Source organism: Rhodococcus sp. NPDC019647, assembly GCF_044389235.1.
GTDB lineage: Bacteria > Actinomycetota > Actinomycetes > Mycobacteriales > Mycobacteriaceae > Rhodococcus_F > Rhodococcus_F oxybenzonivorans.
In genome coordinates, this window is sequence record NZ_JBIRXS010000001.1 from 712,419 (window position 1) to 736,750 (window position 24,332).

The following is a 24,332-nucleotide window of genomic DNA, read 5'->3' on the forward strand; positions in this document are numbered from 1 at the left end:
CGGTCACTCCGTGATCGTGGGCGGCTCGGTCAGGAACGGGCGCACCTCGAGCCACTCGTGGATCGGCTTCCCGCCCGCGCCCGGAGCTGCAGACAATTCACCGGCGAGTTCGAGCGCCCGCTCGCGGGTCTCGACGTCGATCACCATCCAGCCCGCGATCAGGTCCTTGGTCTCCGCGAACGGGCCGTCGGTCACCGGCGGACGCCCCTCGCCGTCGTACCGGACGAACGTTCCTTCCGGTGACAGTGCCTGACTGTCGACGTATTCGCCGGTGCTTTCGATCCGAGCGGCAAAGTTCTCCATGTACTGCATGTGGGCCGAAACCTCCTCTGGCGTCCACTGATCCATCGGTACGTCGTTGACCGGTGCCGGTGCGCCTCGGTAGTGCTTGAGCAGCAGGTACTTGGCCATCGTCTTCTCCTCGGTGTGGTGTAGGGCCCATTGTGGCCCGCATTGCACCCCTGGGACGGAGCTGTGCTCGCGATTTCGACATCGTGCCGCGACATTTTCCTGGAGCCCGCCGGTTTGTCGTGGTTGCGCATCGCAGTGTCATCGTGGTTGCGCATCGCAGTGTCATCGTGAGGCGCACGACTCCCTAGACTGGTCGTCACACCGTCGACCCAAGGGGAGCTTTTTTCGTGAGTATCGTTTCGGCCCGCACCGCGGTCCGTCGTCAGCTGTGTGGGTCGCCGACGTGCGCCTAGTCTTCGCCGGTACACCCGAACCCGCTGTGCCGTCTCTCGAGCGACTCATCCGTTCCGCCCGTCACGAGGTGGTCGCCGTGATCACGCGGCCGGACGCGGTGGCCGGGCGAGGGCGGAAGGTAGTCCGATCGCCGATCGGTGCCCTTGCGGACGCGCACGGTATCGAGGTGCTCACGCCCGAGCGACCCTCCGATCCGGAGTTCCTCGCGCGACTGACCGACCTGGCACCCGAGTGTGCTCCCGTCGTCGCCTACGGTGCGTTGCTTCCGCAGAAGGTGCTGGACATTCCGGCCCTCGGCTGGGTCAACCTGCACTTCTCGCTGCTGCCCGCCTGGCGGGGTGCGGCGCCGGTGCAGGCGGCAATCGCTTCCGGCGACGACATGACGGGCGCCAGCGCCTTCCGGCTCGAGGCTGGAATGGATACGGGCCCGGTGTACGGGGTCGTGACCGAGCGAATCCGCGCTACCGATACCGCGGGTGACCTTCTCGGCCGATTGGCCGACAGCGGGGCGGTTCTCCTCGAATCCGTTCTCGACGGACTGGCGGACGGCACGATCACCGCGGTTCCGCAGCCGGGGGACGGCGTCTCGTATGCACCCAAGGTGACCGTGGAGGAAGCCCGAATCCGTTGGGACAGAACAGCTGTGGTGATCGATCGGCATGTCCGCTCGGTGACACCTGCACCGGGAGCATGGACGACGATCGGGGACGTGCGCGTCAAGGTCGGCCCGCTGACCCTCACCGACGACAGGCTCGAGCCCGGAGAAATCTCCGTGACCAAGAGCGAATTCCTCGTCGGAACCTCCACGGTGGCAGTCCGGCTGGACCGGATCCAGCCTCAAGGAAAAAAACAGATGTCCGCTCTCGACTGGGCGCGGGGCGCACGACTCGACGCGAAGGTACGGGCACAGTGAGCGACTCGAGAAGACCCGCACGCGGCAAGAGGGCAGGAACAGGCGCGAGCAACAATCGGCCGCGCCAGGCACGTCGGCCCGATGCCGCCCAAGCGGGTCTGGATCAGCCACGGCTCGCTGCGCGTGACGTGTTGCGGGCAGTGCGTGAACGGGACGCCTACGCGAACCTGGTCCTCCCCGGACTGCTGCGGGAACGGCGACTCGACGGCCGGGACGCCGCGCTGGCCACGGAATTAGCCTACGGTGCGGCGCGAGCGCGGGGACTGCTGGACGCGGTCATCGCGGACTGTGCGGGCCGCCCGATCGAGGAGGTCGACGGCCCGCTGCTGGATGTGCTCCAGCTGGGCGCCTACCAGCTTCTCCGTACGCGGGTGGCCCCGCACGCCGCCGTCGCCACCTCCGTCGACCTTGTCCGCGCAGAGGCGGGTCCGGGCAAGGCCGGGTTCGTCAACGCCGTGTTGCGCAGGGTGTCGGAGCGGTCGGAAGCGGAGTGGGTCGAGCGGTTGGCGCCGTCCGACCCGATCGGGCGGCTGGCCTTCGAGCATGCGCACCCGGCCTGGATCGCGCAGGTGTTCGCGGACGCGCTGGGGCCCGACGCCGGCGAACTCGAGGATGCCCTGATCGCCGACGATTCCCGTCCGGCCGTTCACCTCGTCGCGCGGCCGGGTGAGATTTCGGCGGAAGAATTGGCTCTGGTCACCGGGGGAGAGGTCGGCCGGTACTCGCCGTATGCGGTGTATCTCGACGGTGGCGACCCGGGCCAGCTCGACGCTGTGCGCGAGGGTCTGGCCGGTGTGCAGGACGAGGGCAGTCAGCTGGTGGCCCGGGCACTCGCCCTGGCCCCACTCGAGGGAACGGACTGCGGGCGCTGGCTCGATCTCTGTGCCGGACCCGGTGGTAAAGCCGCGCTTCTCGGCGCACTCGCAGGTATCGAGGGCGGGCGACTCGATGCGGTGGAGCCGGTGGCGCACCGCGCCGACCTCATTCGTAAGACGACGCGGGAACTCCCCGTCGACGTGCATGTCGCGGACGGGCGTGATCCCGGGCTTGCCGGTGGTTACGACCGAATCCTGGTCGACGCGCCGTGCACCGGTCTCGGTGCCCTGCGGCGCCGCCCCGAGGCACGCTGGCGTCGGCAGCCGTCCGATGTGGCCGGTCTGGCGAAATTGCAGCGGGAACTGCTCGCCTCGGCGCTGGGGTTGGTGCGCCCGGGTGGTGTCGTCGTGTATTCCACGTGTTCTCCGCACCTGTCGGAGACAGTGGCGGTGGTGGCGGATGCGGTACGTCGCTATGGCGTGACAGCGCTCGACACGAGGGCGCTGGTCCCGGGCGTTCCGGGACTCGGTGACGGTACGAGTGTGCAGTTGTGGCCGCACCGCCACGGCACCGACGCGATGTTCCTCGCTGCGCTGCGGAAGCCGATGGAGTGACCGTGATCGGACGCTCGTTCAGATAACTAGAACCTGTTCCCATTTGAGCTAAAACGTGTTCTACTTTCTCGCGACGAAGGTCGTCTGTCACAAGCGAGTGGAGGACTCACGATGAATCGGGTAGCGGGGAAAGTAGTTCTGATCACCGGCGCAGCACGGGGGCAGGGGCGCAGTCATGCCGTCCACCTCGCCGACGAGGGCGCCGACATCATCGCTTTCGACCTCTGCGAGGACATTGCATCGAACGGGTATCCCCTCGCGACGCCGGCCGATCTGGAAGAGACCGGGAAGCTCGTCGAGAAGGCGGGACGTCGCGTGGTCACGGCGAAGGTCGACGTGCGTGATCGCGCGGCGCTGAAACGGGAACTCGACGCCGCCGTCGCCAGACTCGGGCGGCTCGACGTGGTGGTCGCCAACGCGGGTATCGCCCCACTCGGCAACGATGTGCCGGTCGAAGGATTCGTGGACGCATTCGACGTCGACTTCGTGGGTGTGGTCAACACCATCCACGTCGCTCTGCCGCATCTCGGCGGTGGCGCGTCGATCATCGCCACCGGTTCGGTCGCCGGCCTCGTCCCCCAGACCGGCCTCAACGGTCAGCAGGCACTCCAGGGGCCGGGCGGAGACGGATACGGTCTGGCCAAGAAGATGCTGCAGACCTACACGCATTCGCTGGCGCTCACCCTGGGCCCGAAGTCCATTCGCGTCAACGCCATCCATCCCACCAACTGCAACACGGACATGCTCCAGAGCCCGCCGATGTTCCGCACGTTCCGGCCCGACCTCGAGAACCCGACGGCCGAAGACGCGAAGGTGACGTTCCCCTTCATGCAGGCGATGCCGACGCCGTGGGTGGAGCCCGAGGATATTTCCCACGCGGTGGTATACCTCTCGTCCGACGAGTCGCGGTTCGTCACCGGACAGCAGCTCCGCGTCGACGCGGGAGCGGGTCTCAAGCTAGGGGTCTGAGTCTGCGTACCGGGTTTCGCGCCGGCGTCGCACCACGCCCTACGATCCCCCCCGGACTCGGCGATCAGGGACGGTCGACCTGCTTGCGGAGCCGAGCAGAGGCCTTGATCCGCCAGGCATCCTGCAGAAGCTCCGTGAGTTGGTCGAGGCCGACCTCGTCGAGACGGACCAGAATCGCGCCGTACCCGTCGTAGTGGGGGGTGGTGTAGAAAGCGTTTCCCTCCTCGAGGAGAGCGGCCTTCTCGTCGAGACCGCACACCACCATGAGCCCGCCGTCCGACTCCGTGCGGTGTCTCGCGATCAGCTTGCCGGCCACCTTCAGCGCCGGGGTCCGGTAGGACGTGCTTTCCTCCACTGCGGGCAGTGACCTCCCGATGTCCACCACGTCCGCCCAGGTCGCCATGGCCCCAGTATGGCGGAATCGTGACGGCGGGCAACGACGTTTCTCGCGGGGTCCGACCGCGTGGTCCGAGACGTTTCCGCGTGCGACTAAACTCCGGCGCGTGGCAACCCCGATGATCGCACCGTCCATCCTGTCTGCAGATTTCGCTCGTCTCGCCGAGGAGGCGACCGCGGTCGCCGGTGCCGACTGGCTTCATGTCGACGTGATGGACGCGCATTTCGTCCCGAACCTCACGCTCGGTCTTCCCGTGGTGAAGAGCCTGCTCGCGGCGACGGACATTCCGCTCGACTGCCACCTCATGATCGACGACCCGGGACGCTGGGCACCGCCCTACGCCGAAGCCGGCGCACACAACGTGACCTTCCACGCCGAAGCCACCGACGACCCGCGGTCGGTGGCCCGCGACATTCGGGCGGCCGGCGCTAAAGCAGGACTCAGTGTGAAGCCGGGAACGCCGATCGAGCCCTACCTGGAAATCCTGAAGGATTTCGACACACTTCTCGTCATGAGCGTGGAGCCCGGATTCGGCGGACAGTCCTTCATCCCGGAGGTGCTGTCCAAGGCGAAGGCAGTACGCCGGCTGGTCGACTCGGGTGAGCTGACGCTGATCGTGGAGATCGACGGTGGCATCAACGCCGACACCGTCGAGGCCGCCGCCGAGGCGGGAGTCGACTGCTTCGTCGCCGGGTCCGCCGTGTACGGCGCCTCCGATCCCGCCGAAGCGGTGCAGGCGCTTCGAGCCAGTGCGGCCAAAGCCTCTCCGCACCTGAGCATCTCGCGGTAACGGCCCAGCCGCGCCGTGAACGTGCCCCACGAGAATTCCGCCGCAGACCTCGACGCCGCGATGCTGATCGCCATCGGCGCCGCGGAGTCGGCCCGTGGTTTCACCAGCCCCAATCCCGCGGTCGGTGCTGTCGTGCTCGACGCCGGCGGGCGTATCGCCGGGGTGGGAATGACCCAGCCCCCGGGCGGTCCCCACGCCGAGGTCGTGGCGTTGCGGGAGGCGGGTGACGCGGCGCGCGGAGGCACGGTCGTGGTCACTCTGGAACCGTGTAACCACCACGGCCGCACGGGGCCCTGCTCCACCGCGCTGATCGAGGCCGGGGTCGTGGCCGTCCACTATGCGGTGGCTGATCCCAACCCCGAGGCGGCCGGTGGCGCCGAAACTCTGGCGGCCGCCGGCGTCGCCGTCGCCTCCGGACTGCGCGCCCAGGAAGTCGAGCGCGAGCCGCTCCGGGCCTGGCTGCACCGGCAACGCACCGGCCGTCCGCACATCACCTGGAAATACGCGGCGACCCTCGATGGCCGTAGTGCCGCAGCTGATGGAACCAGCAAGTGGATCACCGGTCCCGATGCCCGGGCGCGGGTCCACGCCGACCGCGCGAAGCTCGACGCGATCGTGGTCGGCACGGGGACCGTGCTCGCCGACGACCCACGGCTGACTGCTCGGCTGCCCGACGGGTCTCTCGCGGCCCACCAACCGCTGCGGGTGGTGGTGGGCCGGACCGAGCTTCCGGCGCGTGCTCGGGTTCTCGACGACTCGGCGCCCACGCTGCTGCTCCGCACCCACGATGTGAACGACGTCGTCGCCGCCCTCGCCGAGTACACCGACGTTCTGCTCGAAGGCGGGCCCCGGTTGGCGGGTGCCTTCCTTGCCGCAGGCCGGGTCGACCGGATCCAGGCCTACCTCGCTCCGCTGGTACTCGGTGCCGGCAGGCCCGCGGTGTCGGAGGCGGGGGTGTCCACGATCGACGGCGCACTGCGGTTCCACCACGAGTCCGTCGAAACAATCGGCCCCGATTTGTTGTTGAGTTTGATTCCGGCACTGCCGGAGCACACCGCCCTGTCCAGCAAGCCCTGAATATCACTGTCAGCCCTGAAAACGAGGAGTAGCCACCGTGTTCACCGGAATCGTCGAAGAATTGGGTGAGGTCGTCGCCAAGGAAGAGCTGGCCGACGCCGCACGGTTTACGGTCCGCGGTCCGGTGGTCACTTCCGATGCGTCGCACGGAGACTCGATTGCCGTGAACGGTGTGTGTCTCACCGTCGTCGAAGTGCTCGCCGACGGGTCGTTCACGGCCGACGTCATGCAGGAGACCTTGAACCGGTCGAGTCTGCAGAAGATCGATGTCGGGAGCCGGGTCAACCTCGAGCGGGCGGCAGCGCTGAACAGCAGGCTCGGCGGTCACCTCGTTCAGGGGCACGTCGACGGTACCGGTCACATCATCAGCCGGAACCCGTCCGACAACTGGGAAGTGGTGCGGATCGCTCTGCCCGACGCGATCTCGAAGTATGTAGTGGAGAAGGGATCGATCACTGTCGACGGGGTATCGCTGACCGTGTCGGCGCTCGGCGGGGAGCGCGGCGACGAGTATTTCGAAATCTCGCTGATCCCCACCACGCTGAACCTGACCACACTGGGCGCGGCGCCGGTCGGCACACCCGTCAATCTGGAGGTCGACGTGATCGCCAAGTATGTGGAGCGCCTGCAAGCCGCCGGCCGCTGAGTCGTACTGTTGAGAAGCATCCGACGGATGCGATTGCTGTATTCGAAGATGCGTAAGTCAAGACTTTGGAGACCGAGCACGTGACCAGGTTCGACAGTATCGAGCGCGCCGTTGCGGATATCGCCGCAGGCAAGGCTGTCGTCGTCGTCGACGACGAAGACCGGGAGAACGAGGGAGACCTCATCTTCGCGGCGGAGAAGGCCACCCCCGAGTTGGTTGCCTTCATGGTTCGATACACCTCCGGCTACCTGTGTGTGCCCCTCGACGGTGCGGACTGCGACCGGCTGGGTCTGCCCCCGATGTACGCCACCAATCAGGACAAGCACGGCACGGCGTACACGGTGACCGTCGACGCCCGTGAGGGCATCGGAACCGGGATCTCCGCATCCGACCGCGCCGCCACCATGCGGTTGCTCGCCGACCCGTCCAGCGGAGCGCAGGACTTCACCCGTCCCGGCCACGTCGTGCCGCTGCGCGCCAAGGAGGGCGGGGTGCTGCGCCGCCCCGGCCACACCGAGGCCGCCGTCGACCTGGCCCGGATGGCCGACCTCCGGCCGGCGGGCGTGATCTGCGAGATCGTCAGCCAGAAGGACGAGGGTCACATGGCCCAGACCGACGAGTTGCGGGTCTTCGCCGACGACCACAATCTCGCGCTGATCTCCATCGCCGATCTCATCGCCTGGCGTCGCAAGCACGAAAAGCACGTCGAACGCGTCGCGGCCGCACGGATCCCCACCCGGCACGGCGAGTTCACCGCCGTCGGATACCGGAGCATCTACGACGACGTCGAGCACGTCGCGCTCGTCCGCGGCGACCTGCCGGGTCCCGACGGTGACGGCAGCGACGTCCTGGTGCGGGTGCACTCGGAGTGCCTCACCGGTGACGTGTTCGGGTCACTGCGCTGCGACTGCGGTCCTCAGCTCGACGCCGCGCTGGACATGGTGGCGCAGGAAGGTCGCGGCGTGGTGCTCTACATGCGGGGGCACGAAGGTCGCGGCATCGGACTGATGCACAAGCTGCAGGCCTACCAGTTGCAGGACGCCGGGTCGGACACCGTCGACGCCAATCTCGAGCTGGGTCTGCCGGCAGATGCCCGCGACTATGGGATCGGTGCGCAGATCCTGGTCGATCTCGGCATCTCGTCGATGCGGCTGCTTACGAACAATCCGGCCAAGCGGGTCGGTCTCGACGGTTATGGCCTCCAGATCACCGAGCGTGTCTCGATGCCGCTGCGCGCGAACGCCGAGAACCTGACGTACTTGCGCACCAAGCGCGACCGGATGGGGCACGACCTGATCGGGCTCGACGACTTCGAAGCGGGAGAGCTGCTGTGAGTGGTGAAGGTCTGCCCGACCTGCAACTCGGTGAGGCTCAGGACCTCGAGCTGGCGATCGTGGCGGGAAGTTGGCACGCGGAGATCTCGGAGGCGCTGATCGCCGGTGCCCAGCGGGTCGCCGCGGACGCGAAGGTGAAGAAAGTCACCCTCGTGCGCGTGGCCGGTGCGATCGAACTGCCGGTGGTGGCCCAGCAACTGGCCCGCACTCATGACGCCGTGGTCGCCCTCGGTGTCGTGATCCGCGGAGGAACCCCGCACTTCGAATACGTCTGCGACGCGGTGACCGCCGGCCTGACGAGGGTGTCCCTCGACGAGAGCACTCCCGTCGGCAACGGTGTTCTCACCACCGATACCGAACAGCAGGCGATCGACCGCAGCGGCCTGCCCGGTGCGGTGGAGGACAAGGGCGGGCAGGCGTGCGCTGCGGCGCTAGACACCGCGGTCACCCTGGCGCGCCTGCGCCGGGAACGAACGGAAGATGCGCTCGCATGACCTCCTCGGAAACCGAGTGGCAGTTCGTCTCGCGACCACGCAAGTCGAGTCGGTACGCGATCGGCGTGGCGATTCTCATGGTCGTCCTACACGTGACGTTCGCCATTCTCCTGCGCGGTGATTCGACGGGCGTCTACTTCCGGCTCGCGGATCAGGTGGCCTTCGTCGGCATCGGGTGTCTGCTCGCCGGGGCGGTGCTTCTGCTCACACGTCCGCGGTTGCGCGTCGGCCCCCGCGGCATCGCTGTCCGCAACGTCCTGGGCGAACGGATCGTCGACTGGGACCTGTACGAGGGACTCTCGTTTCCCGACGGCGCCGCATGGGCGCGGATAGAACTCCCCGACGACGAATACGTTCCCGTGATGGCGATCCAGTCGAACGACCGCGACTACGCGGTGGACGCCGTGCACCGCTTCCGTGACCTCGTGTCGGAGTACGCACCGTCCTGACGGGCCGGCCTGTTCCGGCCGTCGCGGATGCGGGGTTGGTCGGTGGCGCCGACTAACGTGGAGGGGTGCCCGATCCTTCGACATATCGCCCCGCGACCGGAACGATTCCGGTGGCGCCGGGGGTATACAAGTTCCGCGATCCGCACGGCCGGGTCATCTACGTGGGGAAGGCGAAGAGTCTTCGTTCGCGGTTGAACTCCTATTTCGCCGACGTCACGACGCTGCATCCGCGTACCCGTCAGATGGTCACCACTGCGGGCAGCGTCGAGTGGACCGTGGTGAGCACCGAGGTGGAGGCACTCCAGCTCGAATACAACTGGATCAAGGAGTTCGATCCGCGGTTCAACGTCCGGTACCGTGACGACAAGACCTACCCGGTGCTCGCGGTCACGTTGAACGAGGAGTTCCCGCGGTTGTTCGTCTACCGCGGTCCGCGTCGTAAGGGGGTGCGGTATTTCGGTCCCTACTCCCACGCCTGGGCTATCCGCGAGACCCTGGATCTGCTGCTGCGCGTGTTCCCGGCCCGGACATGTTCGGCCGGAGTGTTCAAGCGGCACAACCAGATCGGCAGGCCCTGTCTGCTCGGCTATATCGACAAGTGCTCGGCGCCCTGTGTGGGGCGCGTGTCGGCGGCGGAACACCGGCAGATCGTGGAGGACTTCTGCGACTTCCTGTCCGGCCGCACCGACAAGCTGGTCCGCGAGCTCGAGGCACGCATGCAGAAGGCGTCGGAAGAGCTGGACTTCGAGTTGGCGGCGCGGCTGCGTGACGACGTCGGCGCGCTACGGCGGGCACTCGAGAAGCAGGCGGTGGTGCTCGGCGACGGCACCGATGCCGACCTCGTCGCCTTCGCGACCGACGAACTCGAAGCGGCGGTCCAGGTGTTCCACGTGCGCGGTGGCCGGGTCCGCGGGCAGCGCGGCTGGGTGGTCGAGAAAGCCGGAGACGTCATCGACTGGGCAACGGTCGATTCCGAGGCGGGTTCGGACCTACCGCTTCTCGTCGAGCAGTTCCTCACTCAGTTCTACGGCGAGCAGGCAGCGTTGGCGGGCGGCGCCGACGGCGAGAGCGAAAGCAACGGCGTCCCGCGAGAGGTGCTCGTCCCGGTACTGCCACACGACACCGAGCAGGTGCAGGAGTGGCTGAGCGGGTTGCGCGGATCAGGAGTCCGGGTGCGAGTGCCGCAGCGCGGCGACAAGAAGGCCCTCGCCGAGACGGTGCAGCGCAATGCGCAGGAGGCGCTGGCGCAACACAAGCTGCGACGCGCTGGTGACTTCACCTCCCGGTCGGCTGCACTGCAGGGCATCCAGGAGGCTCTCGATCTGGATTCCGCCCCCCTGCGCATCGAGTGTGTCGACATCAGCCACGTGCAGGGCACGGACGTCGTGGCATCACTCGTCGTCTTCGAGGACGGCTTGCCCCGCAAGTCCGACTACCGCCACTACGCGATCAAGGAGGCCGCCGGCGACGGCCGCTCCGACGACGTCGCGAGTATCGGCGAGGTCACCCGCAGGCGTTTCCTGCGGCACAACCGCGACGTCGGTGTGCTGAGGGCGGAGGCCGAGGCGGCGGGGGAAGGCTCCGCAGGCGGCGATCTCGCACCCGAGGCGGCGATCGACCCTCAGACCGGGCGTCCGCGACGGTTTGCGTACCCGCCGAACCTTTTCGTGGTGGACGGGGGTGCGCCGCAGGTGGCGGCCGCATCCGCCGTTCTCGAAGAACTCGGGATCACCGATGTCGCGGTGATCGGGCTCGCCAAGCGACTCGAAGAGGTCTGGGTACCCGGGGAGGAGGATCCGGTGATCCTGCCCCGGACCAGTGAGTCCCTGTACCTCCTGCAGCGGGTGCGGGACGAAGCGCACCGGTTCGCCATCACCTTCCACCGCAGCAAGCGCTCGCGGCGGATGACGGCATCGGCGCTCGACTCCGTACGCGGTCTCGGCGATACCCGCCGCAAGGCGCTGGTCACCCATTTCGGCTCCGTCGCCCGCCTCAAGCAGGCCACTGTCGAGGAGATCACGGCGGTGCCCGGGATCGGCACGACCACGGCGAAGGCCGTCCTCAGCGCCCTCGGGGCCGGGGAACCGTCTGCGGCGGTGGCGGGAGTGGGGGATGATGAACCCGATCGCAATGGAACCGGCAGCACAGAAGAGAACGGCGCAGACATCCGGCACGACTTGGCAGCACAGCAGGACCCGGCCGCAGAGCAGGAGCCGCCGGCACAGCGCGACACAGTAGGGCTACACGCTTCGCAACGGACAGGTGTCGAGTGAACGATCAGCACGCGCAGAGCGACCGTCCACCCACGGTTCGGCCGATGGACTTCCTTCTCGTCACCGGGCTTTCGGGGGCGGGACTGCAAACCGCCGCGAAGGTTCTCGAAGACCTCGGGTGGTACGTCGCCGACAATCTGCCACCGGAACTGATCTCCCGCATGGTGGATCTGAGTCTGGAATCCGATTCGCGACTCGAACGCCTCGCGGTGGTCATCGACGTGCGGAGCAGGCTGTTCACCGGAGACCTCGGCTGGGTTCTCACCGAGCTGGAGTGCAAGCCGGTGCACACCCGGGTGCTGTACCTCGATGCGTCCGACGAGGTGTTGGTGCGCCGCTTCGAGCAGGTGCGGCGAAGTCATCCGCTGTCCGGGGGCGGCGCCCAGGGCACCCTGTCCGAGGGCATCGCCGCCGAGCGCGACCAACTCGCCAAGGTCAAGGCCGCCGCGGATCTGGTGATCGACACCTCGTCCCTCGCCGCGCACCAGCTGAGGCAGAAGATCGAAGACGCCTTTGGGGACGCCGAGCACCGCACGATGCAGGTGACGGTCCAGTCGTTCGGTTTCAAGTACGGTCTTCCGATGGACGCGGACCTGGTCTGCGACGTCCGGTTCCTTCCCAATCCGCACTGGATCCCCGAACTGCGCCCGCACACGGGACAGAGCCCGGACGTGCGGGACTACGTGTTGTCGCAGGACAGCGCGGACGACTATCTGACCACCTATCACCATCTGCTGGATCTGACGATCGCGGGATATCGTCGGGAGGGGAAGCGTTACATGACCATCGCGGTGGGTTGCACCGGCGGTAAGCATCGCAGTGTCGCGATGTCCGAGGCCTTGGCAGGCCGGCTCGGAAACGACTCCGGTCTCGGCGTGCGTGTCGTTCACCGTGATCTGGGGCGCGAATGACGGCGGAGCACGCCTACCCCGCAGTGGTCGCGCTCGGTGGAGGTCATGGGCTTTTCGCCACGCTGAGTGCGGCGCGCCGGCTCAGCCGGAACGTCACTGCCGTCGTCACCGTCGCGGACGACGGGGGTTCGTCGGGTCGCCTGCGCGCGGAACTGGGCGTCATCCCGCCCGGAGATCTTCGGATGGCGCTGGCGGCGCTCGCTGCGGACGACCCGGACGTGCAGGACTGGACGGATACCATCCAGCACCGGTTCGGGGGTATCGGCGCTCTGGCCGGGCATTCGGTGGGAAATCTCATGCTGGCCGGCCTGACCGAAGTCCTCGGCGACCCCGTTGCCGCTTTGGACGAACTCGCCCGGTTGCTCCGCATCGACGGCCGGGTGCTGCCGATGTCGCCGATCGCACTCGATATCGAAGCCGACGTGCAAGGCCTCGAGGCCGACCCGCGAGTCAGCCGCTGCATCCGCGGGCAGGTCGCGGTCGCGACCACCCCGGGCAAGGTGCGGCGCGTTCGGTTGCTGCCCGCGAACCCACCGGCATGTCCCGACGCGGTGCGAGCGATCGAGGCCGCCGACATGGTGGTCCTCGGTCCGGGATCGTGGTTTTCCAGTGTCATCCCGCACGTCCTGGTACCCGAACTTCTCGACACCCTGATCGCGACCGTCGCCCGGAAGGTGCTGGTGCTCAACCTCGCACCGGAGCCCGGTGAGACCGCAGGTTTCTCCACGGAACGGCACTTACACGTGCTGTCCCGGCACGCACCGGGGCTCACCGTCGACTTCGTGGTCGTCGATTCCGCGTCCGTCCCCCCGGGCCGGGAACGCGAGCATCTCGACCGCGCCGCGGAGCAGTTCCGGGCCCGCGTCGTCTACGCCGACGTGTCGGAACACGGCACCCACACGCACCATGCAGGCAAACTTGCGTCCGTTCTCGAACAGCTCTGGAGCGGCCCCGACCCGGGGTCTCGGGGGAGCGTTGTGGCCGAGACACCAGAGGAAAGGGAGAGCGCTTCGTGGCAATGACAGCAGAGGTCAAAGACGAACTCAGTCGTCTCGTCGTCACTCATGTGAGTTGCCGGAAGGCCGAGGTTTCGTCGCTGCTGCGGTTCGCCGGGGGATTGCACATCGTCGGTGGCCGTGTGGTGGTGGAGGCCGAAGTCGACCTCGGCTCCACGGCTCGGCGACTGCGCCGGGAAATTTTCGACCTGTTCACCTACAGCGCCGACGTCCATGTCCTCAGCGCCGGAGGACTCCGAAAGTCGTCGCGGTACATCGTGCGTGTCGCGAAGGAAGGTGAGGCCCTCGCCCGTCAAACCGGGCTCCTCGACCTGCGGGGACGTCCGGTGCGCGGTCTGCCGGCCCAGGTCGTCGGCGGCAGTGTCGCCGATGCGGAGGCGGCGTGGCGAGGTGCGTTCCTCGCGCACGGCTCGCTCACCGAACCGGGACGATCCTCGGCACTCGAAGTCAGCTGCCCCGGTCCGGAGGCCGCGCTCGCGCTCGTCGGCGCTGCTCGCCGGCTCGGGATCTCGGCGAAAGCACGAGAAGTCCGCGGCACCGACCGTGTCGTCATTCGCGACGGCGAGGCCATCGGGGCTCTGCTCACGCGGATGGGGGCGCAGGACACCCGCCTCGTGTGGGAAGAACGCCGGATGCGCCGTGAGGTTCGGGCCACCGCCAACCGGCTGGCCAACTTCGACGACGCGAACCTGCGGCGCTCCGCCCGTGCGGCAGTGGCAGCCGCAGCCCGCGTCGAACGGGCACTCCAGATTTTGGGCGACGAGGTGCCGGACCACCTGGCGGCGGCCGGGCATCTGCGCGTCGAGCACCGTCAGGCGTCGCTGGAAGAGCTCGGCCAGCTCGCCGACCCGCCGATGACGAAGGACGCTGTCGCAGGGCGGATTCGGCGTCTTTTGTCCATGGCGGACCGCAAAGCCAAGGAAACCGGGATCCCCGACACCGAGTCGGCCGTCACCGCAGACCTTCTCGACGACGCGTAGCTGTCCGGCCCGCATGCCCGAGTGCGGGACTGTGCTGGGCGTGGGTGGAGTGCGCGCCGGGCGATCCTGAGCACTAGGGTAAGAAACACATCGACCGATGGACCCTCGCGCCCGGCCATGCACACGTGGATTCGAGTGGTGCGGGGCAGCAGAGCTGTACACCAGAATCATGCGCAAAGGAGCAGATTGTGACTGTCCGGGTAGGCGTAAACGGTTTCGGCCGTATCGGGCGTAACTTCTTCAGGGCGGTGGATGCGCAGAAGGCGCTCGGAACCACCGACATCGAGATTGTGGCGGTCAACGACCTCACGGACAACGCAACGCTCGCGCATCTCCTGAAGTACGACTCCATCCTGGGTCGTCTTCCGCACGACGTCTCGCTCGAGGGCGAAGACACGATCGTGGTCGGAAGCCAGAAGATCAAGGCTCTCGCGATCAAGGAAGGCCCCGCGGCACTTCCGTGGGGTGACCTGGGCGTCGACGTCGTCGTCGAGTCCACCGGTATCTTCACCGACGCCGCGAAGGCGAAGGGTCACCTCGACGCGGGCGCCAAGAAGGTCATCATCTCCGCCCCGGCAAAGGGCGAGGACATCACCATCGTGATGGGCGTCAACGACGACAAGTACGACGGCAGCCAGAACATCATCTCCAACGCCTCGTGCACCACCAACTGCCTCGGGCCCATCGCCAAGGTGCTCGACGACGAGTTCGGCATCGTCAAGGGGCTCATGACCACGGTTCACGCCTACACCCAGGACCAGAACCTGCAGGACGGCCCGCACAGCGACCTGCGTCGGGCCCGCGCCGCCGCTCTCAACGTGGTTCCCACCGGTACCGGTGCGGCCAAGGCGATCGGCCTCGTGCTTCCGCAGCTCCTCGGCAAGCTGGACGGCTACGCGCTGCGCGTGCCGATCCCCACGGGTTCGGTCACCGACCTCACCGCAAACCTGAAGAAGTCGGCGAGCGTCGAGGACATCAACGCCGCGATGAAGGCTGCGGCCGAGGGACCGCTCAAGGGCATCCTCAAGTACACCGACGCGCCGATCGTGTCCTCCGACATCGTCACCGATCCGCACTCCTCCATCTTCGATTCGGGACTCACCAAGGTCATCGAGGATCAGGCGAAGGTCGTGTCCTGGTACGACAACGAGTGGGGCTACTCCAACCGCCTGGCCGACCTCATCGGTCTCGTCGCCAAGTCTCTCTGAGCAAAGGTCAAATAACAGTGGCAGTTCAGACTCTCCAGGATCTGCTGAACGCTGGGGTGGAGGGTCGCACCGTGCTGGTGCGCTCCGACCTCAACGTTCCGCTCGACGGTGACAAGATCACCGATCCCGGCCGCATCATCGCGTCCGCCCCCACGTTGAAGGCGTTGGCGGAAGCCGGGGCCAAGGTCATCGTCACCGCCCACCTGGGCCGTCCCGACGGCACACCCGATCCCAAGTTCTCGCTCGCACCCGTGGCAGTGAAGCTGGCGGAGGTACTCGGCCGCAACGTCCAGCTCGCCGGGGACGTCGTCGGCCAGGACGCTCTGGCCCGCTCCGAGGGTCTCACGGACGGCGACGTGCTCCTGCTCGAGAACATCCGCTTCGACGCGCGCGAGACGAGCAAGGACGAGGCGGAGCGCACCAAGCTCGCCGAGGCGCTCGTCGAGCTTGTCGGAGACGACGGTGCTTTCGTCTCCGACGGCTTCGGTGTCGTCCATCGCGCGCAGGCGTCCGTCTACGACGTGGCCAAGTTGCTTCCGCATTACGCGGGCACACTCGTCGCCGCGGAGGTCGAGGTTCTCGGCAAGCTGACCCAGGACGCCGAACGGCCGTACGCGGTGGTGCTCGGCGGGTCGAAGGTGTCGGACAAGCTCGCGGTGATCGAGGCACTGGCCCCCAAGGTCGACACCCTCGTCATCGGTGGCGGCATGTTCTACACGTTCCTGGCCGCGCAAGGCGTCTCGGTCGGCAACTCGCTGTGCGAGGAGTCGATGATCGAGACCTGCAAGGGGCTACTCGACCGGTACGCCGACGTCATTCACATCCCGCAGGACGTGGTGATCGCGGACTCCTTCTCGGCGGATGCCGAGTCCAAGACCGTGTCGGTACTCGAGATCCCGGACGGCTGGATGGGCCTCGACATCGGACCGCAGTCGGTGCGCCGATTCGCGGCGATCCTCACCAGCGCGAAGACGGTGTTCTGGAACGGCCCGATGGGTGTGTTCGAGTTCGAGAAGTTCTCGGCGGGCACCAAGGGTGTTGCCGAGGCCATCATCGAGGCCACCGGCAAGGGCGCCTTCAGCGTCGTCGGTGGCGGCGACTCCGCGGCCGCGGTGCGTCAGCTGGATCTCCCCGAGGACGGCTTCTCGCATATCTCGACTGGTGGTGGAGCCTCCCTCGAATACCTCGAGGGCAAGGACCTGCCCGGCATCTCGGTTCTGGAGGGCTGATGGCGCGCAAGCCGCTGATCGCCGGCAACTGGAAGATGAATCTGAACCATTTCGAGGCCATCGCGCTGGTTCAGAAGATTGCCTTCTCGCTGCCGGACAAATATTTCGACAAGGTCGACGTGACGGTGCTCCCACCGTTCACCGACATCCGCAGTGTCCAAACTCTCGTCGAGGGTGACAAGCTCCTGCTCACCTACGGGGCGCAGGACGTGTCGGCGCACGACTCGGGTGCCTTCACCGGCGAGATCAGCGGTTCCATGCTGGCCAAGCTGGGGTGCACGTTCGTCGTCGTCGGACACTCCGAGCGTCGGACCCTGCACGGTGAGGACAACGACACCGTGCTGGCCAAGACCAAGGCAGCACTGAAGAACGGACTCACCCCGATCGTCTGCATCGGTGAGGGTCTCAACATTCGTGAGGCCGGCGAGCACGTGGCGTACAACGTCGAACAGTTGCGGGGTTCGCTCGCCGGGCTGTCCGCCGAAGACGTCGCGAAGGTCGTCATTGCATACGAGCCGGTGTGGGCCATCGGCACCGGCCGGGTCGCCAGTGCGTCGGACGCGCAGGAAGTGTGTGCTGCGGTCCGTGCCGCCCTCGGCGAACTGGCCACCCCTGCGGTGGCCTCCACGGTCCGTGTGCTCTACGGCGGAAGCGTCAACGCCAAGAACGTCGGCGAGATCGTCGGGCAGTCCGACGTGGACGGCGCCCTCGTGGGCGGCGCTTCACTCAAGGCCGACGAGTTCGCGACGCTGTCGGCGATCGCTGCCGGCGGCCCCCTGCCCTGAGGCGCCTCCGGCGCTCGTGCGCCTTTCTGGTAGCCACGGCTACCAGAAAGGCGCACGAGCGCGAAGCGCCTGTAGGGTGTACGAGGTCGTAGTTGTTGCTACTCGATGGGTGGACGTAGACAGACATGGAACTGTTCCTGGATATCTTGCTGGTTGCCACCAGCTTGCTGCTGATTCTGTTGGTGCTCCTGCACCGCGGTAAGGGCGGCGGGTTGTCCAGCCTCTTCGGCGGCGGCGTCCAGTCGAGCCTGTCCGGTTCCACCGTGGTCGAGAAGAACCTCGACCGCCTCACCGTCTTCACCGGTCTGATCTGGTTGATCTCGATCATCGGCATCGGCCTGGAGATCAAGTTCGGCTGATCAACCTTCCCCACGCGGACCCCGCCGTTTCATCGTGCGGACCCCGCAGCTTCATCGTGCGGACCCCGCAGTGGCAGTTGATACTGGGTGCATGACCGAAACCCCCCGTGAAGCCACCGAACCACTCCGCGAAGACATTCGGCTGCTCGGCGGCATTCTCGGTCAGATCGTCCGCGAACAGGCCGGCGACGACATCTTCGATCTCGTGGAGAAGGCCCGGGTCGAATCGTTCCGTGTTCGGCGTTCGGAAATCGACCGCGCCGAACTGGCCGACATGTTCACGCACGTCGCCACCGGGGACACCCTCCCCGTCATCCGCGCCTTCAGCCATTTCGCTCTTCTGGCAAATCTCGCCGAGGACATTCACCGGGAACGCCGCCGGGCTGTGCACGTGGCAGCGGGCGAACCAGCTCCCGACAGCACTCTCGCGGCCACGTTCGCGAAGCTCGATGCCGCCGACCTCGACCGAGAAGTGGTCGCGACAGCCCTACGTGGGGCGCTCGTCTCACCGGTGATCACTGCCCACCCCACCGAAACGCGTCGACGGACGGTGTTCGACACCCAGACGCGGATCACTGAGTTGATGCGGTTCCGGGAGCGGACCGCGCTCACCGAGTCGGAGATCGCCGACGTCGATGTGCGGCTTCGGCGCCAAATCCTTACCCTGTGGCAGACCGCACTGATCCGGCTGTCCCGCTTGCGTATTCAGGACGAGATCGAAGTCGGGCTGCGTTACTACGACGCCGCGCTCTTCGAGGTCGTGCCCGCGATCAATGCCGAACTCCGCAACGCCCTCCAAGTCCGATGGCCCGACACCGATCTCGGGCGGGAACCCATTCTCCGGCCGGGGTCGTGGATCGGTGGCGACCGGGACGGCAATCCCAACGTCACCGCGGACGTCGTAAGGCAGGCGACGAGCCGCGCCGCCGCAACCGCCGTCGAGCATCATCTGTGCGAACTGGCGACGCTCGAACGGGAACTGTCGATGTCTGCCCGCCTGGTAACGGTCACTCCCGGCCTCGATCTTCTGGCAGCGGCCTCGCAGGACGACTCACCGTTCCGTGCCGACGAGCCGTACCGGCGTGCGGTCCGCGGGATCCGCGGCCGCCTGACCGCCACCGCGCTCCGTATCCTCGGGGAGATGCCCGCGTACGCCCTCGACCTCGGGCTCGCGCCCTACAACTCACCGCCGGAAATGCTCCACGAACTCGATGTGGTCGACGAGTCCCTGCGCCGCGGCGGCGACGGCACGATCGCCGACGACGGCCTCGCCCGACTCCGCGAATCGGTGGACGTGTTCGGGTTCCATCTCTCGGGCCTCGACATGCGCCAGAACTCGGAGGTGCACGAAACGGTGGTCGCCGAGCTGCTCGCCTGGGCGGGGGTGCATCCCGACTACACGTCGCTGTCCGAGGACGAACGGGTCGACTTGCTCACCGCGGAGCTCTCCACGAGGCGCCCACTGACGGCAGCGAAGGCGGAGTTCAGCGAACTGACCACCAAGGAGCTCGCCATCCTCGAGGCCGGGGCCGAGGCGGTGCGGACGCTCGGGTCCGGAGCGGTGCCCAACTACATCATCAGTATGTGTACCTCGGTCAGCGACATGCTCGAGGCGGCGATCCTGCTCAAGGAAGTGGGGCTGTTCGATCCCGGGCCGGGGGAGAACCCGTCGTGTCCGGTGGGGATCGTGCCGCTCTTCGAGACGATCGAGGACCTCCAGCACGGCGCATCCACGCTCGAGGCGACCCTCGCGATTCCGCTCTACCGGGCCCTCGTGGCGTCGAGGGGCGACTCGCAGGAAGTGATGCTCGGATACTCCGACTCCAACAAGGACGGCGGGTATCTCGCTGCGAACTGGGCGCTGTACCGGGCCGAGCTCGACCTGGTGGAGGCGGCCCGGAAAACGGGAATACGATTGCGCCTCTTCCACGGTCGCGGTGGCACCGTCGGGCGTGGCGGCGGACCCAGCTACGAGGCGATCCTCGCACAACCGCCGGGAGCCGTCGCAGGCTCGCTGCGCATCACCGAGCAGGGCGAGGTGATCGCCGCCAAGTACGCGGAACCCCGGCTCGCGCAACGCAACCTCGAAACCCTTCTCGCGGCAACCCTCGAGGCCACCCTGCTCGACGTGGAGGGACTCGGCGCCGCCGCCGAACCCGCCTATCGCGTCCTCGACGAACTCGCCGCACTCGCGCGCCGTGCGTACAGCGAACTCGTCCATGACACACCAGGATTCGTTCAGTACTTCGAGATGTCGACGCCCGTCGCGGAGATCGGGGCACTCAACATCGGCAGCCGGCCCGCGTCCCGGAAGCAGACGACGTCGATCGCCGACCTGCGCGCGATCCCCTGGGTGCTGTCCTGGAGCCAGTCGCGGGTGATGCTGCCAGGGTGGTACGGCACCGGCTCCGCGTTCGAGCAGTGGACCGCCGGCGACCCCGAGAAGGTTGTCACCCTGTCACGGCTCTATGACACGTGGCCCTTCTTCCGCACGGTCCTGTCCAACCTGGCGATGGTGATGTCCAAATCCGACATGGGTCTGGCGGCACGCTATTCGGAGTTGGTTCCCGACGAGGGGCTGCGACAACGGGTGTTCGGGATGATCACCGAGGAGCACGAACGCACCATCCGGATGTACAAGACGATCACCGGAAACGACACGTTGTTCGCCGACAACCCGGGGCTCGAACGGTCGGTGCACAATCGCTTTCCGTACCTCGAACCACTGAACCACCTTCAGGTGGAGTTGTTGCGCCGATACCGCGCCGGCGACGACAGCGACCAGACCCGCCGCGGTATCCAGCTCACGATGAACGGGCTGGCCACCGCGCTCCGGAACAGCGGTTAGCTGTCCTGCACCGACGCCGCCACGCGACTTTCGGTCCGGGGGAACCGATTGTCGGCCCACTGCGTCAAACGGGGAAAGGGGTCGAAACGGGACAGACCGTGACCCTCTCGAGGCGGAATGGGGTTACAGGATGGGGCGCTGCGCGGGGGAACCTCAGCACTGGCGAGGGGGCTTCGGACAGAGGGGGACGGGCCGATCGAGCGCGCACCGCGGCGGCCGGATCAGTACCGCATGCCACGTGACGCGGATCGAGGCGGAGAAGGGCCCTCGTCCCTCGGCGACGTTGCCTGCCGAGGACGACGAGGACCCCCACCTGTGAGTGGATCAGCTCGGCAGTCGGGATGCGGCAGAAGAATCGAGCAGCCAACGTGTGGCGGTCAGTCCCCGCGCACCGGAGGCGGGTATCTCCACCGGGGGTGCGCCCGCGACGGCGGCGGCCACCGCCTCGGCTTTGGCTTCCCCGGACACGACCAGCCAGACTTCGTCGGCGTGTCGCACAGCGGGAAGGGTAAGGGTGATGCGGACGGGCGGCGGCTTGGGGGAGTCGGTCACCGCAACGACGAATCGGTGTTCTTCACGTACCGCGTCGGTGTCGGGGAAGAGGGAGTTGACGTGACCCTCGCCGCCCATGCCGAGGAGATGGATATCGAACACCGGAACCTGCTTGCCGTCGGCGTGCGCACCCAATACCTGCGCGTAGGCGACCGCAGCTGCCTCCGGGTCGTCGGTGTAGATACCGTCGGACACGGGCATCGTGTGGACCCGGTCGGGGTCGACATCGACGTGGTCGAGGAGCGCGGCCCGCGCCTGCACGTCGTTGCGTTCCGGATCACCGGTGGGCAGAAATCGTTCGTCTCCCCAATAGATGTCGAGTTCATGCCAGTCGATGTCACCGGGATTCTTCCGCACCTCCTCGAGCATCCCGATCCCGGTACCGCCACCGGTCAGAACCACCGACGCCGACCCACGAGATTTCTGGGCGGCGACGACCGTGTCGACGAAACGCCGGGCGGCCGCAGCCACCAGCGTGTCCGTGTCGGGATGGATCTCTACGTGAATGTCACTCATACGTCACCTTCGTCAGGCCGGACAATGCGGCTTCGTAGACCTCGTCGGCATCGAGTCGGCGCAGTTCCTCCGCCAGGCAGTCACGCGTTGCCCGTCGGCCCAGGGCCACCAGCGCGTCCGGTTTCCCGGTCCGCGACAGTGTTGCGGTCGTTCCCGTTTGAGGACGACTGATGGTCAGCGATCCGCCGTCGGCAAAGCTCAATTCCACGAACAGCGGTCCGGTCCTGCGACTCACCGGCATGTCGACCCGGCTCGCCAGCCACCCGGCGATCAGATCGACAGCGGGTTCGTCCACCAGACCCGACACCACTGCGGAGGTGATCGCCGAATGCGGCGGCTGATCGACTGCGGACGCGAGCAGCGCGCGCCAGTACGTGATGCGACTCCACGCGAGATCTGAGTCACCGGACGTGTACGACGTGAGCCGGCCCTTGATTTCCGCCGTCGGATCGTCGCGGCCTGTGGCGTCGGTGATGCGGCGGATCGCAAGCCTGCCCACGGGGTCCTGTGCAGGAACGGCCGGAGCGATCTCGGGCCACCAGACGACCACAGGTGTGTCCGGCAGGAGGAAGGGGACCACCACGCTGCTTTCGTGGTCGGCCAATTCGCCGAAGAGTCGGAGCACGACGACCTCGGATGCGCCGGCGTCGCCACCGACACGGATCTGCGCGTCCAACCGCGGCGCCGCTTCCCGCTCACCGCGGGCAACGACGATCACACGGCAGGGATGTTCCCGGCTCGCCTCGTTGGCTGCATCGATGATGTCCTCGGAGTTGTCGCTGTCGCGCGTGCACACCACGAGGGTGAGCACGCGGCCGAGCGTGACAGCACCGCCGGTCTTACGTAGCTCGACCAGCTTCTTGTTGACCTGGCCGGTGGTAGTCGAGGGAATGTCGATGATCATCTACGGCCTTCTCCATTCGCGGCCGGTGCGGCGCATCATCTCGTCCGCCGAGTGTGGGCCCCACGTTCCGGCCTCGTAGGGTTCCGGTTTGCCCTCCGCGGCCCAGTGCGCGAGTACCGGATCGAGGATCTCCCACGACAGCTCGACCTCCGCATTGACGGGGAAGAGCGACGGCTCACCGAGCAACATGTCGAGAATGAGACGTTCGTACGCTTCCGGAGACGACTCGGTGAAGGCCTGCCCGTAACTGAAGTCCATGTTGACGTCCCGGACTTCCATGCTCGACCCGGGAACCTTGGACCCGAATCTCATGGTCACACCCTCGTCCGGCTGCACCCGGATGACGAGAGCATTCTGGCCGAGTTCCTCCGTCATCGTCTGGTCGAAAGGGAGGTGCGGTGCACGCTTGAACACGACGGCGATCTCGGTGACCCGCCTGCCCAGTCGCTTTCCGGTTCGCAGATAGAAGGGCACTCCCGCCCACCGCCGGGTATCGACCTCGAGCGTGATCGCGGCGAAGGTCTCGGTAGTGGAGTCGGTAGCGAAGCCCTCCTCCTCCAGCAGACCGACCACCGGAAGCCCGCCCTGCCAGCCGCCGGCGTACTGGCCGCGGGCGGTAGTTTCGTCAAGCGGCTCCGCGAGCCGGGTTGCTGAAAGAACCTTGATCTTCTCCGCCTGCAGTTCGGACGGTTCGAAACTGATCGGCTCCTCCATCGCGGTGAAGGCGAGGAGTTGAAGGAGATGGTTCTGGATGACGTCGCGCGCCGCCCCGATTCCGTCGTAGTAGCCGGCCCGTCCACCGAGACCGATGTCCTCGGCCATCGTGATCTGGACGTGGTCCACATAGTGGGCGTTCCAGATCGGATCGAACAATTGGTTGGCGAATCGCAGTGCCAGGATGTTCTGAACGGTTTCCTTGCCCAGGTAGTGATCGATCCGGAAGACGGTGTCCTCGGGGAAGACCTGGTTCACGACCGCGTTGAGCTCGCGAGCGCTGTCGAGATCGTGGCCGAACGGCTTCTCGATGACTACTCGTTTCCACTGGCCGTCGTCGGACTGTGCGAGCCCGGCTTCCGACAACTGTTTGAGAACCACCGGGAACGCGGCCGGCGGAATCGCGAGGTAGAACCCGTGATTGCCGCCGGACCCACGTTCGCGGTCGAGTGTGTCGAGGGTGGACGCAAGCTGCGAGAACGATGCCGGGTCGTCGAAGGAGCCTTGCACGAACCGCAGGCCCTCCGACAGCCGATCCCACACATCTTCCCGGAACGGGGTGCGCGAATGCTCGCGCACCGCGTCGTGCACGACCTTGCCGAAATCCTGGTCGTCCCAGTCCCTCCGGGCGAACCCGACGAGGGCGAAGCCGGGGGGGAGGAGACCACGATTGGCCAAGTCGTAGACGGCCGGCATCAGCTTGCGCCGTGCGAGGTCGCCGGTGACACCGAAGATCACCAGCGCACACGGCCCGGCGATGCGCGGTAGGCGCTTGTCCCTACCGTCGCGGAGCGGATTGACCCAATCGTCTGACGCTGCGGGCACCCTCACGA

At 67.0% G+C, this 24,332-nt stretch carries 23 protein-coding genes; 18 read left to right on the plus strand and 5 right to left on the minus strand.

The genetic code is table 11. The features are described 5' to 3' along the window. Positions 1-3: 3 nt before the first annotated feature. Entirely contained in the window at positions 4-411 is a 408-nt protein-coding gene (locus ACH49N_RS03440) for a YciI family protein (protein ID WP_109330259.1), read from the minus strand. Between the two features lie 283 nt (positions 412-694). Between ACH49N_RS03440 and fmt the strand changes: the two genes are divergently transcribed. The 3 genes from fmt (at position 695) to ACH49N_RS03455 (ending at position 4,017) form a co-directional block, all read left to right on the plus strand. Continuing rightward, complete coding sequence (gene fmt / locus ACH49N_RS03445; protein ID WP_358270043.1) at positions 695-1,618, plus strand: methionyl-tRNA formyltransferase; 924 nt, start codon at positions 695-697, stop codon at positions 1,616-1,618. Then, positions 1,615-3,048, plus strand: a complete 1,434-nt coding sequence (locus tag ACH49N_RS03450) for a transcription antitermination factor NusB (protein WP_358270041.1) — start codon at positions 1,615-1,617, stop codon at positions 3,046-3,048. The genes fmt and ACH49N_RS03450 overlap by 4 nt, the downstream gene beginning before the upstream one ends. 111 nt (positions 3,049-3,159) lie before the next feature. After that, a complete protein-coding gene (locus tag ACH49N_RS03455) occupies positions 3,160-4,017 on the plus strand; it encodes a mycofactocin-coupled SDR family oxidoreductase (RefSeq protein WP_159922667.1) in 858 nt (285 codons plus the stop codon). Between the two features lie 64 nt (positions 4,018-4,081). On the opposite strand, the gene ACH49N_RS03460 is transcribed toward ACH49N_RS03455, so the two are convergent. After that, positions 4,082-4,420, minus strand: a complete 339-nt coding sequence (locus ACH49N_RS03460) for an MmcQ/YjbR family DNA-binding protein (protein WP_159922665.1) — start codon at positions 4,418-4,420, stop codon at positions 4,082-4,084. Between the two features lie 100 nt (positions 4,421-4,520). Between ACH49N_RS03460 and rpe the strand changes: the two genes are divergently transcribed. The 15 genes from rpe (at position 4,521) to ppc (ending at position 20,813) form a co-directional block, all read left to right on the plus strand. Further along, the gene (gene rpe, locus ACH49N_RS03465; RefSeq protein ID WP_109335134.1) at positions 4,521-5,204 is read left to right on the plus strand and encodes a ribulose-phosphate 3-epimerase; all 684 of its coding nucleotides are present in this window, start codon (positions 4,521-4,523) and stop codon (positions 5,202-5,204) included. A gap of 21 nt (positions 5,205-5,225) precedes the next feature. After that, a complete protein-coding gene (gene ribD, locus ACH49N_RS03470; protein WP_358270724.1) occupies positions 5,226-6,281 on the plus strand; it encodes a bifunctional diaminohydroxyphosphoribosylaminopyrimidine deaminase/5-amino-6-(5-phosphoribosylamino)uracil reductase RibD in 1,056 nt (351 codons plus the stop codon). Positions 6,282-6,318: 37 nt separating this feature from the next. Further along, complete coding sequence (locus ACH49N_RS03475) at positions 6,319-6,927, plus strand: riboflavin synthase (RefSeq protein ID WP_159922663.1); 609 nt, start codon at positions 6,319-6,321, stop codon at positions 6,925-6,927. An 80-nt stretch (positions 6,928-7,007) separates the two neighbouring features. After that, entirely contained in the window at positions 7,008-8,261 is a 1,254-nt protein-coding gene (locus tag ACH49N_RS03480) for a bifunctional 3,4-dihydroxy-2-butanone-4-phosphate synthase/GTP cyclohydrolase II (RefSeq protein ID WP_109335132.1), read from the plus strand. Further along, the gene (gene ribH / locus ACH49N_RS03485) at positions 8,258-8,755 is read left to right on the plus strand and encodes a 6,7-dimethyl-8-ribityllumazine synthase (protein ID WP_109330250.1); all 498 of its coding nucleotides are present in this window, start codon (positions 8,258-8,260) and stop codon (positions 8,753-8,755) included. The genes ACH49N_RS03480 and ribH overlap by 4 nt, the downstream gene beginning before the upstream one ends. Further along, positions 8,752-9,204 (plus strand): PH domain-containing protein, encoded by a 453-nt coding sequence (locus ACH49N_RS03490; protein ID WP_109330248.1) that lies wholly within the window; start codon positions 8,752-8,754, stop codon positions 9,202-9,204. Before ribH ends, ACH49N_RS03490 begins: the two co-directional genes overlap by 4 nt. Positions 9,205-9,269: 65 nt before the next feature. Further along, complete coding sequence (gene uvrC / locus ACH49N_RS03495) at positions 9,270-11,477, plus strand: excinuclease ABC subunit UvrC (protein WP_358270037.1); 2,208 nt, start codon at positions 9,270-9,272, stop codon at positions 11,475-11,477. Positions 11,478-11,521: 44 nt separating this feature from the next. Beyond that, the gene (rapZ, locus tag ACH49N_RS03500) at positions 11,522-12,388 is read left to right on the plus strand and encodes an RNase adapter RapZ (protein ID WP_358270722.1); all 867 of its coding nucleotides are present in this window, start codon (positions 11,522-11,524) and stop codon (positions 12,386-12,388) included. Next, entirely contained in the window at positions 12,385-13,410 is a 1,026-nt protein-coding gene (gene yvcK / locus ACH49N_RS03505; RefSeq protein ID WP_159922657.1) for a uridine diphosphate-N-acetylglucosamine-binding protein YvcK, read from the plus strand. The genes rapZ and yvcK overlap by 4 nt, the downstream gene beginning before the upstream one ends. Further along, positions 13,407-14,384, plus strand: coding sequence for a DNA-binding protein WhiA (gene whiA, locus ACH49N_RS03510; protein ID WP_201453625.1), 978 nt, complete (start codon positions 13,407-13,409; stop codon positions 14,382-14,384). Before yvcK ends, whiA begins: the two co-directional genes overlap by 4 nt. Positions 14,385-14,572: 188 nt before the next feature. Further along, entirely contained in the window at positions 14,573-15,592 is a 1,020-nt protein-coding gene (gene gap / locus ACH49N_RS03515) for a type I glyceraldehyde-3-phosphate dehydrogenase (RefSeq protein WP_109330240.1), read from the plus strand. A gap of 17 nt (positions 15,593-15,609) precedes the next feature. Next, positions 15,610-16,821, plus strand: coding sequence for a phosphoglycerate kinase (locus tag ACH49N_RS03520; RefSeq protein ID WP_250773380.1), 1,212 nt, complete (start codon positions 15,610-15,612; stop codon positions 16,819-16,821). Continuing rightward, complete coding sequence (gene tpiA, locus ACH49N_RS03525) at positions 16,821-17,606, plus strand: triose-phosphate isomerase (RefSeq protein ID WP_109330236.1); 786 nt, start codon at positions 16,821-16,823, stop codon at positions 17,604-17,606. Before ACH49N_RS03520 ends, tpiA begins: the two co-directional genes overlap by 1 nt. Positions 17,607-17,731: 125 nt before the next feature. Continuing rightward, complete coding sequence (gene secG, locus ACH49N_RS03530; protein ID WP_109330234.1) at positions 17,732-17,965, plus strand: preprotein translocase subunit SecG; 234 nt, start codon at positions 17,732-17,734, stop codon at positions 17,963-17,965. A gap of 91 nt (positions 17,966-18,056) precedes the next feature. Further along, on the plus strand, positions 18,057-20,813 hold the full coding sequence (ppc, locus tag ACH49N_RS03535; RefSeq protein WP_358273967.1) for a phosphoenolpyruvate carboxylase: 2,757 nt from the start codon (positions 18,057-18,059) through the stop codon (positions 20,811-20,813). Positions 20,814-21,137: 324 nt separating this feature from the next. On the opposite strand, the gene pgl is transcribed toward ppc, so the two are convergent. From pgl to zwf, 3 genes are read right to left on the minus strand one after another with little or no spacing between them, the layout of a single operon-like run. After that, positions 21,138-21,881 carry a 6-phosphogluconolactonase gene (gene pgl, locus ACH49N_RS03540; RefSeq protein WP_358273969.1) on the minus strand — a complete coding sequence of 248 codons (744 nt, stop codon included), beginning with the start codon at positions 21,879-21,881 and terminating at the stop codon, positions 21,138-21,140. Next, complete coding sequence (opcA, locus tag ACH49N_RS03545; RefSeq protein WP_358273971.1) at positions 21,874-22,785, minus strand: glucose-6-phosphate dehydrogenase assembly protein OpcA; 912 nt, start codon at positions 22,783-22,785, stop codon at positions 21,874-21,876. Before opcA ends, pgl begins: the two co-directional genes overlap by 8 nt. Then, entirely contained in the window at positions 22,786-24,330 is a 1,545-nt protein-coding gene (gene zwf / locus ACH49N_RS03550; protein WP_159922647.1) for a glucose-6-phosphate dehydrogenase, read from the minus strand. Positions 24,331-24,332 lie beyond the last annotated feature (2 nt).